12 protein-coding genes are annotated in these 15,408 nt (G+C 74.5%); 9 read left to right on the forward strand and 3 right to left on the reverse strand.

Annotated features, from left to right (window positions below; all coding sequences use genetic code 11):
* Nucleotides 1-132: 132 nt before the first annotated feature.
* From T328_RS27750 to T328_RS27765, 4 genes are all read left to right on the forward strand, one after another.
* Nucleotides 133-780, forward strand: a complete 648-nt coding sequence (locus T328_RS27750; protein WP_496498928.1) for an RNA polymerase sigma factor — start codon at nucleotides 133-135, stop codon at nucleotides 778-780.
* Nucleotides 773-1,786: a CU044_5270 family protein gene (locus T328_RS27755; RefSeq protein ID WP_496498929.1), complete on the forward strand. Its 1,014-nt coding sequence runs from the start codon at nucleotides 773-775 to the stop codon at nucleotides 1,784-1,786. The genes T328_RS27750 and T328_RS27755 overlap by 8 nt, the downstream gene beginning before the upstream one ends.
* 129 nt (nucleotides 1,787-1,915) lie before the next feature.
* A complete protein-coding gene (gene dapD / locus T328_RS27760; RefSeq protein ID WP_496498930.1) occupies nucleotides 1,916-2,911 on the forward strand; it encodes a 2,3,4,5-tetrahydropyridine-2,6-dicarboxylate N-succinyltransferase in 996 nt (331 codons plus the stop codon).
* 138 nt (nucleotides 2,912-3,049) lie between these two features.
* Nucleotides 3,050-3,856 (forward strand): EI24 domain-containing protein, encoded by an 807-nt coding sequence (locus T328_RS27765; protein ID WP_496498931.1) that lies wholly within the window; start codon nucleotides 3,050-3,052, stop codon nucleotides 3,854-3,856.
* Here the strand turns inward: T328_RS27765 and T328_RS27770 are convergent.
* A complete protein-coding gene (locus T328_RS27770) occupies nucleotides 3,846-5,681 on the reverse strand; it encodes a DUF8508 domain-containing protein (RefSeq protein ID WP_496498932.1) in 1,836 nt (611 codons plus the stop codon). The two genes, T328_RS27765 and T328_RS27770, sit on opposite strands and share 11 nt — an antisense overlap.
* 220 nt (nucleotides 5,682-5,901) lie before the next feature.
* Here T328_RS27770 and T328_RS27775 point away from each other — a divergent pair, with 220 nt between their 5' ends.
* From T328_RS27775 to T328_RS27785, 3 genes are all read left to right on the forward strand, one after another.
* Nucleotides 5,902-7,431: a hypothetical protein gene (locus T328_RS27775; protein ID WP_496498933.1), complete on the forward strand. Its 1,530-nt coding sequence runs from the start codon at nucleotides 5,902-5,904 to the stop codon at nucleotides 7,429-7,431.
* A gap of 312 nt (nucleotides 7,432-7,743) precedes the next feature.
* The gene (locus T328_RS27780; protein WP_496499014.1) at nucleotides 7,744-10,110 is read left to right on the forward strand and encodes a PQQ-dependent sugar dehydrogenase; all 2,367 of its coding nucleotides are present in this window, start codon (nucleotides 7,744-7,746) and stop codon (nucleotides 10,108-10,110) included.
* 206 nt (nucleotides 10,111-10,316) lie between these two features.
* Nucleotides 10,317-11,363 carry a 3-keto-disaccharide hydrolase gene (locus T328_RS27785; RefSeq protein WP_496498934.1) on the forward strand — a complete coding sequence of 349 codons (1,047 nt, stop codon included), beginning with the start codon at nucleotides 10,317-10,319 and terminating at the stop codon, nucleotides 11,361-11,363.
* An 82-nt stretch (nucleotides 11,364-11,445) separates the two neighbouring features.
* On the opposite strand, the gene T328_RS27790 is transcribed toward T328_RS27785, so the two are convergent.
* Both T328_RS27790 and T328_RS27795 read right to left on the reverse strand, forming a co-directional pair.
* Nucleotides 11,446-12,873, reverse strand: coding sequence for a TerD family protein (locus T328_RS27790; protein WP_496498935.1), 1,428 nt, complete (start codon nucleotides 12,871-12,873; stop codon nucleotides 11,446-11,448).
* Between the two features lie 16 nt (nucleotides 12,874-12,889).
* Nucleotides 12,890-13,846 carry a DMT family transporter gene (locus T328_RS27795; protein WP_496498936.1) on the reverse strand — a complete coding sequence of 319 codons (957 nt, stop codon included), beginning with the start codon at nucleotides 13,844-13,846 and terminating at the stop codon, nucleotides 12,890-12,892.
* A gap of 89 nt (nucleotides 13,847-13,935) precedes the next feature.
* Between T328_RS27795 and T328_RS27800 the strand changes: the two genes are divergently transcribed.
* Nucleotides 13,936-14,553: a TetR/AcrR family transcriptional regulator gene (locus T328_RS27800; protein WP_496498937.1), complete on the forward strand. Its 618-nt coding sequence runs from the start codon at nucleotides 13,936-13,938 to the stop codon at nucleotides 14,551-14,553.
* 184 nt (nucleotides 14,554-14,737) lie between these two features.
* Nucleotides 14,738-15,370 (forward strand): GntR family transcriptional regulator, encoded by a 633-nt coding sequence (locus tag T328_RS27805; protein ID WP_496498938.1) that lies wholly within the window; start codon nucleotides 14,738-14,740, stop codon nucleotides 15,368-15,370.
* Nucleotides 15,371-15,408: the final 38 nt, after the last annotated feature.

Consider the following 15,408-nt stretch of genomic DNA (forward strand, 5'->3'; position numbering starts at 1 on the left):
GGTCGTAGCCCTTCGAAAGACCCGCCCCGGCCCGGCCGGGGCGGGTCTTTCCCGTGAGAACGCGTTCGGTGCCGTCGGGCAACAAGAGGTGACAGGGCTCCGCCACCACCTCTTCGATCGGGGAACCGCCCAGTGACCGACCCACCGCACGACTTCGCCGAGAAGTCCGCGAAACCACCCGGCGACGTCTCGCCGCTCGTCGACGGCGACGCCGCCGTGATCGAGGAGTCGCTGGACCGGCCCGAGGCGTTCGCCGAGTTGTACGACCGGTACGCCCCCGCCATCCACCGCTACGCGGCCCGCCGGCTCGGCGCGGGCGCGGCGGACGACATCACCGCCGACACCTTCCTGGCCGCCTTCCGCGCCCGCGCCCGCTTCGACCCCGGCCGGACCAGCGCCCGGCCATGGCTCTACGGCATCGCCGCCAACCTCATCGGCCGGCACCGCCGTTCCGAGGTGCGGGGCCTGCGCGCCCTGGCCCGTACCGGCGTCGACCCGGTGGCCGAGTCCTGGGTGGACGAGGCCGACGACCGGCTCGCCGCCCAGGCCGCGTACGCCCCGCTCGCGGGGGCGCTCGCCGAGCTGGCGGCCGGCGAGCGGCACGTGCTGCTGCTTGTCGCCTGGGCCGACCTCAGCTACGCGGAGGTCGCCGAGGCGCTGGACATACCCATCGGCACCGTGCGCTCCCGGCTGAGCCGGGCCCGGCGCAAGGTGCGTGCGGCCCTCGGGCCCGGCCCTCACTTCACGTACGACGCACCCGAGGCGGCAACCCATGGATGAGATGACGAAGTTGCGCGAGTGGCGCGAGGACGCGCCGACCCCCGATCGCGGCCGGCTCGCGCCGGGCCGCCGCCGGCTGCTCGACGCGGCGGGCCGCAGGCGCCGCCGGCTGCCGGTGCTGGGGGACTGGCGCGTGGCGGCGGGCGCGGTGGCCGTGGGCGTCACGGCGGTGGCGTTGCTGTCGACAACGCTGGGCGGCGACCCGGGCGGCGGTGAGGGCACGCCGGCGGCGAGGGGCGGCGGTCAGGTGACGACGGCGACGCCGGCGCCGGAGGCGCCGGTGACGCAGGACGCGCCGGAGCTGCTGCGGCTGGCCGCCGCGGAGGTCGCCGACGACCCGGTGCCGCGGCCGGAGGTGGGGGAGTGGGTGTACACCCATAGCATGGAGGTGAACATGACCGACACGGCAGACCCCATGCGTATCGAAGCCTCCTGGGAAAAGTACGCGGATCCGGAGATCGAGAACTGGAACGAGGGCGACGACCACTCCCCGCGGGAGCGTTTCGAGTATCTCGCCGAGCTGCCCGAGGAGCCCGAGCAGGTGCTGCAGAAGGCCCGCTGGTTCTACCCCGAGGACGGCGGGCGTCCCGACACCCCGAACCCCGGCGCCGGGCAGAGCCCGCAGGAGCGGGCCTCCTGGGACTTCGGGTCGCTGAGGATGCTGCTCGCCTCGGCGCCGATGCACCCCGGCGGCCAGGCCCGGATCTACGAGGCGATGGCCACGATCCCGGGCGTGCAGGTGCTGGACCACACCGTCGAGGACGCGTGGGGCCGGTCGGCCCTCTCCTTCCACCTGGACGCCCGCATCAAGGGCAGCACCGACGACCTGGGCATGCGCGTCGAGGTGCTGCTCGACCCCGTGACGTACGCCTATCTCGGCTTCCGGCGCGTGGCCGTAGCCGACTCGGACGGCACCAACGCTCCCGAGTGGGAGAAGGGCGACACCGTGATGGCGTCCGCGGTCTTCAAGACAGCCCTGGTGGACCGCTACGGCGTGCGCCCCTGAGCGATGCCGTACGGTCCCGGGGCGGGGCGCACACTGGCGGGCGGGGCCCACACGTGTGCGCCCCCGCCCGCCGTGTCTGTCATACGGACCGGCTCGCCTCCCGCGCCGGGCGGCGGTTAGCGTTCGGGTATGACCGACGCAGCGACCTCCACCACCCACGGCACCGGCGCCGCCGCCACCGGCCTGGCCACCGTCACCCCCGACGGCACCGTCCTCGACACCTGGTTCCCCGCCCCCGCACTCGCCGACGACCCCGGCCCCGCGGGCACCGAGCGGCTGACCGCCGAGCGCGCGGCCGAGCTGCTCGGGGAGCCCGCGCGGGCGGCGCTGGGCCCCGACCCGCGGCGCGGGGTGGAGGTCGTCGCGGTGCGCACGGTGATCTCCTCGCTGGAGGAGAAGCCGGCCGACGCCCACGACGTGTACCTGCGGCTGCACCTGCTCAGCCACCGGCTCGTCCGCCCGCACGGGCAGAGCCTCGACGGCATCTTCGGGCTGCTGGCCAACGTCGCCTGGACCTCCCACGGCCCCGTTCCCGCCGACCGGATCGAGGAGGCGCGGCTCGCGGTCCGCGCCGCGGGGCAGCACCTCCAGGTCAGCCACCTCGACAAGTTCCCGCGGATGGTCGACTACGTGCTGCCGTCCGGCGTCCGCATCGGCGACGCCGACCGCGTCCGCCTCGGCGCGCACCTCGCCTCCGGCACCACCGTCATGCACGAGGGGTTCGTCAACTTCAACGCCGGCACCCTCGGCACGTCCATGGTCGAGGGCCGTATCTCCGCCGGCGTCGTCGTCGGCGACGGCTCGGACGTCGGCGGCGGCGCGTCGATCATGGGCACGCTCTCCGGCGGCGGCAAGAACGTCATCTCCCTCGGCGAGCGCTGCCTGCTGGGCGCCCAGGCCGGCATCGGCATCTCGCTCGGCGACGACTGCATCGTCGAGGCCGGCCTGTACGTCACCGCCGGCACGAAGGTCGCACTGCCGGACGGCGCCGTGGTCAAGGCCCGCGAGCTGTCCGGGGCGAGCAACCTGCTGTTCCTGCGCAACTCCACCACCGGCGCGGTCGAGGCCCGGCAGCGCTCCGGCTCGTGGGGCGGGCTGAACGCGGCTCTGCACGCCAACGACTGACGCCCGACGGCCGGTTCGTACCTGACGGATCCGAACCCGCCGCACCTCGCGCACGCCCGCCGCGCACGGCATGTCGCCGTGCGCGGCGGGCCTTTCGAGCCGCGACACGCATGCCCGCCACCCCATAAGGTGGCGGGCATGCGTGACTTCACCACCGGATTCGGCTACGTCGGCAAGGGGCTGCGCTGGGCCGCGGGGAACGGGCGGTCGTGGGCCCTCGGGCTCGTGCCCGCGCTCATCGCGCTCGTGCTCTACGCCGCCGCGCTCGCCGCCCTCGCGTACTGGGCCGGCGACATCGCCGTGTGGGCCACGCCCTTCGCGGACGACTGGGACTCGCCGTGGCAGGGGCTGCTGCGCGGGCTGTTCGTCGCGCTGCTGCTGCTCGGTGGCATCGGTTTCGCGCTGCTCACCTTCACGGCGGTCGCCCTGCTCATCGGGGACCCGTTCTACGAGGCGCTCTCCGGCCGCGTCGAGGAGTCCGCCGGCTACTGCCCGCCCGGCCCGGACGAGCCGCTGCTGCGCGGGCTCTGGCGGTCGCTGAAGGAGAGCGTCCATGTGCTGTCGCGGGCGCTGATGTTCACCGTGCCGCTGTTCTTCCTCGGCTTCGTGCCGTTCATCGGGCAGACGATCGTGCCCGCGCTCGGCTTCGCCATCGCCGGCTTCTTCCTCACCGTCGAGCTGACCTCGTTCGCCCTGCAGCGCCGGGGGATCGACGTGCGCGGGCGGCTGGCGCTGCTGCGCCGGCGCAAGATGCTCGCGCTCGGCTTCGGCGTGCCGATCGTGCTGCTGTTCCTGGTGCCGCTGGCCGCGGTGGTGGTGATGCCGGGCGCGGTGGCGGGCGCGACGCTGCTCGCCCGCCACCTCGTCGGCGACGACGCCCGGGTTCCGCCGGGCCCCGCCCCGGCCCCGGGCCCCGTTCCCGGCCCGCCGCCCGTCAGGGCCTGAGCCGGGCGACCGACGGGTCGTGGTCGCTGGCCTGGTCGGCGTACTCGGCGTTGAGGTGCACGATGTCGTAGTCGGCGCCCGCAGCGAGCGCCGGGCTGGTCAGGATGTGGTCCAGCACCTGGGAGTTGCCGTTGAAGACGTACCCGTAGCGCTCGTCGCGCGGCAGTCCGTTCACCAGGTCGACGAGCGCGCCGTCGACGGTCAGCCGCGCCACGGCGGGGGAGAAGGGGAAGTCGTTGATGTCGCCGGCGACGACGACGCCCGCCTCGCGGTCCACGGCGAGCACGTCCCGTACGAACTCGTTGACCGCGGCGGCCTGCGCGATCCGCTGCTCCTCCGAGCCGCGCGCGGGCGGCTGGAAGCGGCTGTCGAGCCCCTGGTCGTCGCCCTTGGAACTGAAGTGGTTGGCGACGACGAAGACGGTGCGCCCGCGGAAGGTGAACTCGCCGGCGAGCGGCTTGCGGCTGTCGTTCCAGGCCGCGTCGCCGGGGGCGATACGGCCGGGGGAGGCGGACAGCGCCGGGGCGCCGGCGTCGTCCGTGACCTCGACGGGTGTGGTGGCGTCGCCGCCCGGGCGGTCGGCGAAGGACACCCGCTCCGGGTCGAAGAGGAACGCGACGCGGATGTTGCCGCCCGGCTGGCCGCCGTCGGCGTCGTCCACGGGGTCGATCTGGCGCCACTCGTACGCGGGCCCGCCGGCGGCGGCGATCGCGTCCGTCAGCTTGCGCAGGGTGGCGTCGGCGCCCGTCACCGCGTCGTCGGTGGCGCCGTTGTCGTCCTGGACCTCCTGCAGGGCGACGATGTCGGGGGAGGCGAGGCCGTCCACGAGGGCGCCGGCCAGCCGGTCGAACTTCGCGGCGTCGTCGCGGGCGGAGAGGTTCTCCACGTTGTACGTGGCCACCGACAGCTCCGCGGCGCGCTGCGGGCGGGTCGACTCGCGGTCCGGGCCGGTCTGCTCCTCGGTGCCGAGGGCGGTGGCCTGCAGCTCGTAGCCGCCGAACTGGTCGTAGTCCAGCGGGCCCGCGGTGTCGCCGCCGAGGTGGTCGCCGACGTCCAGGACGGGGAACGGGCGTTCGGCGAACGGGATGAGGGAGGCGACCTTGAGCCGGCCGCCGTTGGGTTCGCGGTAGCCGGAGTACAGCACGCCGCCGCGGGCGGTGCGGTTGCGGGCGGGCTCGGCGGTCACCCACAGCTCGTCGAACTCGGTGGTGGGCCCGACGACCCGGGCGTCGCGCACCGCGACCCGCATGCCCTCCAGCGACTCGTAGCGGTCGAGCGCGTACGAGCCGGGGCGCAGCCGCAGCTCCTCGATGCCGCCGCCGTCCGCGTCGGGGGCGAAGCGGCCGGGGACGGTGGCGTCGCGGAGCACGAAGGCGTCGGGCAGCGGGTTGCCGGAGGAGACGACGGTCCAGGTGGCGTCGGTCAGCTCGGTGACGGACTGCAGCCCGGCGTCCTTGCCGCCGGGGTAGTACTCGGTGACGGAGCCGGAGACCTCGACCGCGTCGCCGGGCTCGACGTCGGGGGTCGTGGAGCCGGTGAAGACGAAGACGCCCTCGCTGGTGGCGGCGTCCGCGTCCGGCCGGGTGTCCTGCAGCCAGAAGCCGCGGGCGGAGCCGAAGGCGCGGACGGCGGTGACGGTGCCGGGCACGCCGGTCACCTGCTCGCCGGCGAGCGGCGATATCCGGGTGTCGCCCTGGATGTCGCGGATGCGTATCTGCCCGTCGCCGTCCTCGGCGCCCGCCGCCCCGGCGGCGGGGACGGCGAGCAGTGCGGCGGCGAGCGCGGCGGCGACGGCGTACGGGACGGGCGGGGCGCTGCGGTGCATGGCGGGTCCTCCGGGACAGGACGGGAGCATGACAGGGGCGGGACGGCGCGAAGAGATGTTCGTCTACGCGCGTCAATGTCGTGCGCGCGTACGGGTGTTGTCAAGGAACGCGAAGTGAACACCGGGAGCGCGGCCCGCCGGAACGGCTCGCTCAGCTCCGCGGCCGGGCGGGGGCTACGCTGGGCAGCGTCCGATTGATCCCCAGTCTTCGGAGTTGTCGATGACCGCAGACCGCACCGTCCTGCCGCCCGTCCAGCTGCCGCCGGAGGCGCAGCTGGCCCGGGAGGCACTGGCCGCGCCGCTCTTCGCGCGGGCCGTCCGGCTGGCCCGCTGGGCCCGGCCGGGGCTGCGGGTGGGCGCCGGCGGCGAGCTGGCCGACGCCGAGGTACGCGAGGCCGCGGCGGAGTTGGGCCTTGGCGAGAGCGCCGACGACGAGGGCGACGCGCGGGCCGTCGCCGGCGAGGCGTGGCGTATCGCCGTGGACATCGGCCTGGTCGACGTCACCACGCCGGAGGAGGGCGACGACGCCCTCGGCACCGCGGCCCCGAGCGCCGACCTGCGGCTGGTCACGGGGGGCGGGCCGGATGACGTGCTGGACCTGTGGGCCGCCGCCTGCGAGTGCGTGCTGTCCGATGCCGCGCTGCCGGACATGAGCGCGCTGGTGCAGCAGATCACCGCCGGCGAGGAGTTGGACCTCGACCGGCTGGACTGGGACCCGGAGGCCGACGCGGACTTCCTCGACGGCGCGCTCGGCAACCTCTACCTGCTCACCGCCATGGAGGGCCCCGGTGCCGACGGCGCCGTCCCGCTGCCGGCGCTGGCCGCCTCCCTGGTCGTACCGGACGACATGGACGAGCCGACCGAGGCGGTGCTCGCGGAGGTCGCCGAGGCGGTGCTGCGGCTCGACGAGCAGTTCCGGATGCTGGAGCCGGTCGGCGTCGTGGCGTACCGCCCGGTGGCCGAGGAGATCCTGCTCGAAGCCGCCGGCACCGCGCCGGCGGGGGGTCTCGACGACGGCTTCAACGCCGCCGCCGCCGACACCGCCGCCGCCGACACCGCCGACGCCGACGCCGCCGACGACGACATCTCCCGCTACGGCGTCGTCCGCCTCACCCCCCTCGGCCTGTACGCGCTGCGCCAGCGGATGCTGGCCGAGGGCATGGTGGCCCCGCTCGTCGGCGAGCTGGCGGGCGAGGACGCCTACGTCCTCCTCGACGCCCTGCCCCGGCTGCCGGACCCCGTCGCCCAGACGGAGGCGGAGGCGTGGCTGGCGGACCGCAAGCCCGCCGAGGCGGCCACCGCCCTCCTCGACGCCGCCCGCGGCGCGGACGACCGCGCCCCGGCCCGCCGGCTCGCCTGCCAGCAGGCGCTGGCCGTCGCCGGCCCGGACGCGGAGCCGGCGGTCCGGGACGTACTCCACGACCGCGAACTCGGCGGACTGGCCCGGGTCTGGCTCACCGAGCGAGGCGTCCCCGGCGTGCCGCAGCCCACCGAGGACATGGTCTTCTGGCTGGCCATCGACACGGTCGCCGCCCAGCTGGGCGATCTGCCGCACGACACGCCGGAGCTGCGCGAGCTGGTGGAGCATCTGGTGGGCCGGCACCGCGGCTTCTTCGCCGCCGCCTGGCGCGTGGACCATCCGGCCACCCCGGAGGTGCTGGAGGCGATGGGCCGACTGCACCCGGACCGACAGGTCGCCAAGGACGCCCGCAAGGCGGCCTTCAAGGCCCGCTCCCGGCCCACCGCGTAACACCGCTCGCCGCCTGCGGCTCCCAACTGGCCTTTGTCCTATGCCGGGATGAAGTTGACTCCGGTTGCTGTGAAGGCTCTTTCCGGCAGGGATGAAAGCGGTTACGGTCCTGGCTGCAGCGCGCGCCTGTCCGCACACCAGCCACACGTCCGTACACCAGTCACGCATGTCACGCATATCAGGCGTGTCGTGCAACGATGCCCCGCACCCTCCACGGGAGTACGCATGGTGAACAAGAGACGACCGAGACTCCGCACCGCGCTGGCGGCCTTCGCGGGAGCCCTGCTCCTCGGCAGCGGCCTCGCACCGGGAATGTCCGCCACCGGCGCCGCGCACGAGCCGCCGGCGGTCCGGGACGGCCCCGCCGCACCCGACCTGCAGCAGGTCACCCTCGCCAAGGGCGTGGACCAGGTCGGCGAGCCGATGGCACTTGCCGTGCTGCCCGACGGCGCCGTGCTGCACACCTCGCGCGACGGCACCCTCTGGCACACCGGCGCCGCGGGCGGCACCCGCGTCGCCGCCCAGCTGCCCGTCTACCCGCACGACGAGGACGGCCTCCAAGGCGTCGGCGTGGACCCGGACTTCGCGAACAACCGCGCCGTCTACCTCTACTACGCACCCGTCATGGACACCCCGCACGGGATCGCGCCGAGCGATGGCGAGCCCGCCGACTTCGAGGCGTACGAGGGCGTCAACCGCCTCTCGCGCTTCACCCTGAACGCGGACGGCACCCTCGACCTCGGCAGCGAGAAGACCGTGCTGGAAGTCGGCACCGACCGCGGCCGGTGCTGCCACAACGGCGGCGACATCGCCTTCGACAGCGCGGGCAACCTGCTGCTGTCCACCGGCGACGACACCGACCCCTTCTCCTCCGACGGCTACACCCCCATCGACGAGCGCGACACGCGCAACCCGTCCTTCGACGGGCAGCGCTCCGCGGGGAACACCAACGACCTGCGGGGCAAGATCCTGCGCGTCAAGGTCGACCCCGCCGACGGCTCGTACACCGTCCCGGACGGCAACCTCTTCGCGCCCGGCACCGAGAAGACCAGGCCCGAGATCTACGCCATGGGCTTCCGCAACCCGTTCCGGATGAGCGTCGACAAGGCGACCGACACCGTCTACGTCGGCGACTACGGCCCCGACTCCGGCGCCGCCGATCCGGCGCGCGGGCCCGGCGGCCAGGTCGAGTTCAACCGGATCACCGAGCCCGGCAACTTCGGCTGGCCGTACTGCCACGGCGCGGGCGACGCCTACGTCGACTACGACTTCGCCACCGGGGAGTCCGGCGAGGCGTTCGACTGCGCCGCGCCCCGCAACGAGTCGCCGCGCAACACCGGCCTGACCGAGCTGCCCCCGGCCCAGCCCTCCTGGATCGCCTACGACGACGACTCCCTGCCCGAGTTCGGCAGCGGCTCGGAGTCCCCGATGGCCGGCCCGGTCTTCCGCCACGACCCGGCCCTCGACTCCCGGCTGCAGCTCCCGGACCGCTACGACGAGCTGTTCTTCGCCGGCGAGCAGGGCCGCGAGTGGATCAAGACCATCGCCGTGGGCGGGGACGGCGGGGTCGCCGGCATCGAGGACTTCTCGTCCGGCAGCAAGATCATGGACATGGAGTTCGGGCCCGACGGGGCGCTGTACTTCCTCGACTACGGCACCGGCTTCTTCAACGGCGACGCCAACTCCGCCCTGTACCGCATCCAGAACGCCGCCCAGGGCTTCGCCCCCCAGCCCGTCGCCTCCGCCGACGCCACCACCGGGCACGCCCCGCTGGAGGTCGCGTTCTCCTCGGCGGGCACCGCCGACCCGGACAGCGAACAGCTCAGCTATCGCTGGGACTTCGGCGACGGCAACACGTCCGAGCAGCCGAACGCGCAGCACACCTACGCCGCGGACGGCGAGTACTCCGCCGTGCTCACCGTCACCGACCCGGACGGCAACACCGGCACCTCCGCCGTCCGCGTCGTCGTCGGCAACACCCCGCCGACGGTGGAGCTGAAGCTGCCGGAGGACGGCACGGTCTTCGAGTACGGCGACGCCATCCCGTTCGAGGTGGCCGTCTCCGACGCCGAGGACGGCGAGATCGACTGCTCCCGGGTGCGCGTCGACTACGCGCTCGGGCACGACACCCACGGCCACCCGATGACCTTCGAGGAGGGCTGCACCGGCACGATCGAGACCTTCGCGGAGGACCGGCACGACGACCACGCCAACCTCTTCGGCCTCATCCGCGCCCGCTACACCGACGGCGGCGGCGCCACGGCCGGCGTGCCCGCGCTGAACACCAGCGCCGAGCACAAGCTGCAGCCCGCGCACCGGCAGGCCGAGCACTTCGACACCGCCGAGGGCGCCGAGGCCGGCGACGCGGACGGCGCCGAGGGCGGCCGGGCCGTCACCGGCGGGGGCGGCGAGTGGATCGCCTTCGAGCCGTACGTGCTGAGCGACATCGCGCACCTGTCCGCCCGGGTCGACGCCGCCGGCAGCGCCGACGGCGCCCTGGAGCTGCGCGCGGGCGCGCCCGACGGGCCGGTGCTCGCCACCGCCCCGGCGGGCGACGCGGCCGGCTGGAGCGAGGTGAGCGCCCATGTCACGGGCGCGCCCGCCGGGACGACGTCGCTCTACCTGGTGTTCACCGGAGGGGAGTTCAAGCTGGACAGCTTCCACCTCGGCGGCGGCTGACACCGCGCGCCCCCACCGCACGGCCGCCACCGCACGCCAGCCGGCGCCCCGAGGGGAGCGCCGGCGGCACGCGGCGGGGAGCCCGTACGCCCGGAGCCGGGTCCGCACCGGCCGGCTCCGGGCACCTTCCGCCCGTAGCACGTCATCCCATCCCCCCACGGCCCCTTGACCCGTACGTCCGACGACACCACCCGAGGAGCCACACCATGCGTCGTACGAGCCTGCCGTTCGCCGGCACCGCCCTGGCCGCCGCCACCCTCGCCGGCGGACTGCTCGCCCCGACCGCGACCGCCGCCGGGGACGCCACGGCCGGCACCGCCGCCGGGGACACCACCTGCGCCGCCCCCGACGCCCGCCCGACGGTCCGCTTCCTGGACGACGACAGCGGGGTGCCGAACCGCACCGCGTGGGGCAACTGCACGGTCAACGACCTCATCGACGACGAGCGCGCCTGGCGGGACCGGGGCGCGTTCGTGCGGCACACCGAGAAGGTGTCGCGCTCCCTCGTGAGCGCCGACGTGATCGGCCCGTGGGAGTACGTGCGGCTGATCACGACCGCGACGCGGTCCGGCATCGGCGGACAGCACGGGCCCGCGCCGTACGACGTGATCTTCGACGGCAGCCGGGAGTCGTTCGACGACTGGGGCTATGTCGGCGGGCGCGGCTTCGAGCTGAACGACGACGGCTCCATGGCCACCGGGCCGGAGCCGGCGGGCGACGGGCTCGGCATGCTCTGGTACGAGAAGGAGGAGTTCGGCGACTTCTCGCTGCGGCTGCAGTTCCGCGACGAGCGGGCGGACGACGGCCGCTCCAACAGCGGCGTCCTCGTCCGCTTCCCGGGCGTCGACCCGGCGGCCAACCCCGAGTGCCGGACGGACGACCCGGCGTGGGTGGCCGTCAACTGCGGGCACGAGATCCAGATCAACGACTCGGACGAGACCTCCGGCAACGACCCGCGCAAGACCGGCTCGGTCTACGGCTTCGCGGACCTCGACCTCGCCGCCGCGAAGCCGGCCGCGAAGGGAGTCTGGAACGACCTGGAAATCCGGGTGGTCGGGCAGCAGTACACGGTGATCCGCAACGGCGAGGTCATCAACGAGTTCGAGAACAAGCCCGGCCTGCCCTTCCCGGGCCGCCCGGACGACCCGGGCACCAGCGGCCGGCAGTTCGCCGAGGGCTACGTCGGCCTGCAGAACCACGACGAGCAGTCGGTCGTGGAGTTCCGCAACATCCGGGTGCGCGACCTGTCGTAACGGCCGGGGACGCACACGAAACGGCGGGGCCCGGTCGTGGACCGGACCCCGCCGCCGTCGTGCCGCGCGCCGTAGGCGCCGGCTAGAGCGCCGCCGCGGCGGGCTTGACCATGCCTTTCACGGTGCGGGAGTCGACGTACTCGCCGAGGGCGGTCATCTCCCACTCGCCGCTGAACTGCTTGATGAACTTCGCCATGAGGACCCCCGTGCGGGGCTCGGAGTGGGTGAGGTCGAAGCGGACCATCTCCTCGCCGGTCTGGCCGTCGAGCAGGCGGCAGTACGCCTTGGCGACGTCGGTGAACTTCTGGCCGGAGAAGGAGTTCACCGTGAAGACCAGGCCGGTGACGTCCGGCGGCAGGCCGCCGAGGTGGACGGTGATGACCTCGTCGTCGCCGCCGCCCTCGCCGGTGAGGTTGTCGCCGGAGTGCTGGATGGCGCCGTTCAGGATCTGGAGCTTGCCGAAGAAGCAGTTGTCGATCTTGTTGCGCTGGGGGCCGTACGCGATGACGGAGGCGTCCAGGTCGATGGACTTGGCGCGGCGGCCTCCGCCGAAGGCGGGCTCCCAGCCCAGGCCCATCTTCACGGTGGTCAGCAGCGGCTGGCCGCCCTTGACCAGGGAGACCGTCTGGTTCTTCTGCAGGTTGACGCGGCCCTTGTCGAGGTTGATCTTCCCGGGCTGGCCGCCGGCCGGCGGGGGGCCGGGCTGCTGCTGCGGGGCGGCGGCCGGCGGTGGGCCGTAGCCGCCTGGGGGCGGGGCGGCCGGGGCACCGGGCGCCGGGGGAGCGGGCGCCTGGGGAGCGGGGGGCGGGGCGCCGGGGGCGCCCCACTGGCCCGGGGGCGGCGGGGGCATCGAGCCCGGCATCGGGGCGGACGGCGGCATGGGCGCGGCGGGCGGCTGCGGGGCGGCGGGGGCCTGCGGCGGCTGCGGGGCGGCGGGGGCCTGCGGGGCCGCCGGAGCCTGCGGCGGTGACGGGGCGGCCGGCGGCGGGGGCGCCGCGGCGGGGGCGGCCTGCGCGGGGGCGGGCGCCGGCTCGTCGACGCTGACGCCGAAGTCGGTGGCGATGCCGGCGAGCCCGTTCGCGTACCCCTGGCCCACGGCGCGCACCTTCCACGCGCCGCCGCGGCGGTAGACCTCCACCACGACGAGGGCCGTCTCGCTCGACAGCTGCGGCGGCGTGAACGTGGCGATGACCGCGCCGCTGGCCGCGTCCCGCACCGTCGCGGTCGGCTCGGTCCCCGAGAACGTCCCGCTGTCCAGGCTGGCGGTGACCACAACCTTGTCGATGTCCGCGGGCACGCCCGCGGTGTCCACCGTGATGGTGTCGGCGGTGCCGGCCGACTGGTGGCTCACCCCGGGGCCCGAGGGCTGGTTGTAGAAGATGAAGTCGTCGTCGGAGCGCACCTTGCCGGCGGTGGTGAGCAGGAGGCCCGAGACGTCGAGCCGCACCGGCGCGGTGACGTCCACGGCCACCCGGGCGGCGCTGAGCGGTAGGTTCGAGCCAGGGGTCATCGCAGTCATGCCCCGGCTAACGAACGGCCCCGGTCCGCGGTTCCTCCCGTGTCCGCCGGAAGGGGATCGTCCGTGAGCTGGTACGCCCCCCGCCCCCGGCCGGCCGCGCCGCGGCCGGAGTGCGCACGGTCGCCGCCGCCACCCCGGCCGCCGCGACCGCCATTCCGGCCACCGCCGCGGGACCGGGCGCCTCGCCGAACATCGCGTACGCCCAGAGCGCCGTGACCGGTGGCGTCAGGTACATCAGCGCGCTGGTCCGGGTGACGCCGCTGCGGCGCAGGCTCAGCCAGTAGAAGCCGTACCCGCCGGCCGTGGACAGCACCACCACCCACGCCACCGCCAGCCAGAAGCCGGCCCCGGCGGGCGGGGTGCCCCGGCCGCCGGCCAGCGCGACCGCGCCGAAGAGCGCGGCGCTCACCAGCACGTGCACGGGCACCGCGTCCGCCGGCGGCAGCGGGGAGCGGGCCCGGCGCTCCAGGAAGCTGGCGCCGAGGAGCGCGGCCATGCCGGCGAAGGGCAGCGCGTACGCCCATGGCGGGGCCGCGCCGGCGCCGCCGAGGTCGTCCCGTACGACCAGAGTCACCCCCGCGAGCCCGACCGCAAGACCCGCCCACTGCCGCCGGGTCACGGTCTCACCGAGCAGCCGCCCCGCGAGCGCGCCGGCCGCCAGCGGCTGCAGCGCGGCGATCAGCGCGGCGGTGCCGGCGGGGACGCCGAGGCCCACGGCCCAGACGATGGCGCCCAGGTAGCCGCCCTGGGACAGGGCGCCGATCGCGGCCTGCTCGGCCAGTGCCCGGCGCGGGACGCGGCGCCGGCGGAACAGCAGCCAGCCGGCGCCGAAGAGCGCCGCCGCGGCGAGGAACCGCCACATCAGCAGGGTGTCCGCCGCGGCCTCGCGGGTGCCCAGCTCGGCGCCGATGAAGCCGGAGCTCCAGAAGGCGACCAGGCCGGCTGACACGGCCGTAGCACCCATGCTGACCTCCTTGAATATACCGATCGGGTTACTGCTCCTGGCCAGTGTACTAAACAGGTCGGTATACTCGCGGGTGGAGGTGGTCGGAGATGGTCTCGCAGACGGCGCAGACGGCGCAGACGGCGCAGACGCGGCTGACGCCGGCGGCGCGGAAGATCCTGGACGCCGCGGAGACCCTGTTCTACAACCGCGGCATCACCGCCGTGGGCGTGGACCTGATCGCCCGCCGGGCGGGCGTGACGAAGAAGACGATCTACGACCGCTACGGCTCCAAGGACGCCCTCGTCGCCGCCTACCTGCGCCGGCGCGACGAGCGCTGGCGCACGTGGCTGCCCGCCGAGGTCGAGCGCACCGCCGGCGGCGGTTCCGCGTACGAGAAGATCCTCGCCACCTTCGACGCGCTCGGCACCTGGATGCGCGGGCAGTCCCCGCGCGGCTGCAGCTTCGTCAACGCCGCCGCCGAGCTGACCGACCCCGGGCACACGGGACGCCAGGTGATCGCCGACCAGAAGCACTGGCTGCGCGGCTATCTGCGCGAGCTGTGCGAGCGGGCCGGCGCCGCCGACCCCAGGCTGCTCGCCGACGAACTGCTGCTGATCCACGAGGGCGCGACCGTGCTCTACGGGCTGTCCGCCGTGCCCGATCCCGTCACCGTCTCCCGGCGGCTCGCCGAGGCCGCGCTGCTGCGCGCCGGCTGCACCGGCTGACGTCGCCCGAGGTCAACGCCCGTACGGGAACAAGCGCTTACCCCGCGCGCCGCGCAACGCCCCGCGGCGGCGCGGAAGTCGTGCCGCCGCACCCATTGACGAGCCCTTCCGGCCGCCCTACCTTCAGCGCGTCGTACTTCGTACGTCATATATGAGACGCGATACCTGAGATCTGAGGGCAGTCATGACCTTCGCTCCCGGCCCGATCCCCTCCCGCACGCAGTACGTGCAGGAAGCGATCAAACACGCCATCCTCACCGGCAAGCTCACCCCAGGGCAGCCACTCGTCGAGACCGACCTCGCCGCGCAGTTCGGGGTCTCCAAGACGCCGGTGCGCGAAGCGCTCAAGACGCTGGCCGGCTCCGGGCTGGTGGTGGTGAGCCAGTACCGGGGCGTCACCGTGCGCACCGTGGACGCCACCATGGCCCGCGAGGTCTACGACGTGCGGCTGCTGCTCGAACCCGAGGCCCTGCGCCGCACCGTCGCGCTCGACGCGTCCCTGCGGACCGCCGAAGAGGCCCTGGAACGCGCCGAGTCCGCGCCCGACGCCGCCGATCGCAGCCTCGCCAACCGCGACTTCCACCGCGCCCTCTACCTGCCCTGCGGCAACCCGCTGCTCAGCCGCATGCTCGACGACCTCCGCGACCAGGCCGCGCTGGTCTCCACCGTCGCCTGGTCCGCCAACCCCTCCTGGGAGCGCGAGGCCGGCGAGCACCGGGAGATCCTCCGGCTCGCCGCCGCCGGCGACGCGGAGGCGGCCGGTGCGGCGCTGCACGACCACATCGCGTCCTTCCTCGACCGGGCGTTCCCCGCATGACCCCCGACGAGAGCCCCCGCGGCGCAGCCGCCGACACC

This window comes from Streptomyces sp. CNX435, assembly GCF_059570575.1.